Origin of the sequence: Alkalibacterium pelagium (genome assembly GCF_900109325.1) — a bacterium.
Taxonomy (GTDB): Bacteria; Bacillota; Bacilli; order Lactobacillales; family Carnobacteriaceae_A; genus Alkalibacterium; species Alkalibacterium pelagium.
Genome location: NZ_FNZU01000027.1, coordinates 1 through 2,004, shown reverse-complemented (window position 1 = coordinate 2,004; position 2,004 = coordinate 1). Strand labels below are relative to the sequence as shown.

The 2,004-nt window shown below is 45.4% G+C and carries 1 protein-coding gene; it reads left to right on the top strand.

The window, feature by feature from the left end; all coding sequences use genetic code 11:
• Positions 1–413: 413 nt before the first annotated feature.
• Positions 414–1,835 carry an SLC13 family permease gene (locus BMX79_RS12365; RefSeq protein ID WP_091483121.1) on the top strand — a complete coding sequence of 474 codons (1,422 nt, stop codon included), beginning with the start codon at positions 414–416 and terminating at the stop codon, positions 1,833–1,835.
• The last annotated feature ends 169 nt before the right edge of the window (positions 1,836–2,004 follow it).

Here is a 2,004-nt window from a genome sequence, read left to right as displayed (position 1 = left end):
CACGAAACAGCCTAACACCAATGGAATATCGGTATCAGGCTGCAGCATAAGAATTTTTATTTTTTTTACTGTCTACTTGACAGGGGTCAGTTCAGATTATATTCGCTGATCTGCTTTTTTCTGTTTAGAAAATAGTATCTGTTAAGGAGAGGAGAGTGTCCTTTAATTCATCCGCCAGAATAAATAACAGAGGTGGTAAGAAGCAAGGACAAAAGATTCTAAAGTATTTAGATAGTAAACTTTATAATCTTTTGAACATGTTCATCTTTATATAGAGTTAAATTGTGTTCGCTATCCCTATGGTTCAGATTCTGCTATGATTAAATAGTATGTGCTTTAAGTTGGACGGTGTGCATTAAATAGCAGGGCATTGGGGGATGTCGCTTAGATATTATTTAAGGGGAGAGATGAACATGAGAATTGACTTCAGAAAGATCGGGATGGGTTTGGGCCCCCTCTTGTTTGTAATCATTTACTTTGTACCCGCGCTGACAGGGCTGGAAGCGAGTCCGAGAGCAGTGCTGGCAGTGACCGCGTGGGTAGCGACTTGGTGGATAACGGAAGCCCTACCTATTCCGGCCACATCACTGCTTCCAATATTCCTTCTGCCTTTAGCCGGAGGAACAGATCAGGCGACTGCAACTATGGCGTACGGCAATCCCATCGTTTTTATGTACATGGGTGGCTTCACGATTGCTTTGGGAATCGAGAAGTGGAACCTGCATAAGCGGATTGCAATGACCATCATTGCTTTACTGGGAACAAGCAGCAGTCGCATCATAATGGGTGTCGGACTGGCCACAGCGTTTCTGTCGATGTGGATTTCGAATGCCGCAACGGCTTTGATGATGCTGCCGATCGCTCTGGCATTGATCAAGGAAATTAAGGATAAAGAGTTTCTTAAAGAAGATTCGTTTCAGAAGTTTGCCAAAGGTCTGCTGCTGACTGTCGCTTACTCGGCATCGATCGGAGGCCTGGCTACGATTGTCGGATCCGTACCGAATGCAGCCCTTGTAGCGGTTGCCTCGAATATGCTCGGCCAGGAAATCACCTTCGCCGACTGGTTCACGTTCGGAATTATCGTCACAGTCATCCTGCTTGTCGTATTATACATTTACATTACTAAAATCAAATTTAAAGTGACGGATGAAGGAAATATTTCGTCCGGATTTGCCAGAGAGCAGCTGAAAGAACTAGGACCAATGTCGACTGAAGAAAAATTCGTCCTGACGATTTTTTCACTGACCGGCCTGCTGTGGATTTTTGGCGGCTTCCTTCCGTTTGAACTGTCAGACACTACCATTTCGATGCTTGGAGCCACAACCTTGTTCGTCATTCCTAACACGAAGGGTGGCAGACTGCTGGACTGGTTTGATATGAAGGGCTTGTCATGGGGCCTGCTTCTATTATTCGGAGGCGGCTTGTCACTTGCTGCAGCGTTTGAGTCTTCCGGCCTGACTGTCTGGTTCGGAGACATCTTGTCGAATCTGGACCGCTTCAACTATCTGCTGATTCTCATCATTCTAACCGCCACCGTTCTGTTCATGACTGAGATCATGTCTAATACAGCGGTATCCAATATGCTGATGCCGATCAGCGTCGGCCTGGCTGCCGGAATAGGGGTAGAACCGTACGGTATCATGGCAGTTGTTGCTTTGGCATCATCCTGCGCATTTATGCTTCCTATCTCCACACCACCTAATGCGGCTGTATTTGGTGCGGATCTGCTGGATATAGAAGACATGATGAAAGCCGGGTTCTGGATGAATATGGTCGGAATCGTCGTCATCGTCTTTGCCGTCTATGTTCTGCAGCCGATTTTCTTAAGTTACTGATACAATTGAACAAACTAAGGACACCACCGAATCAGGATAGAATTCCTGGAGACGATGGTGTCTTTTTGTTTAATAGAGGCTGGGACAAAAGTCCCAGAAAAATAATAAGATCCGCTGAAAATCTACTTGAGATTTTTAGCGGATCTTATTTGTTTATGTACGCAAAAGG

What these genes read in the sequence shown, in the direction of transcription:
- BMX79_RS12365 (WP_091483121.1), top strand. Translation starts at nt 414, where the DNA reads ATGAGAATTGACTTCAGAAAGATCGGGATGGGTTTGGGCCCCCTCTTG.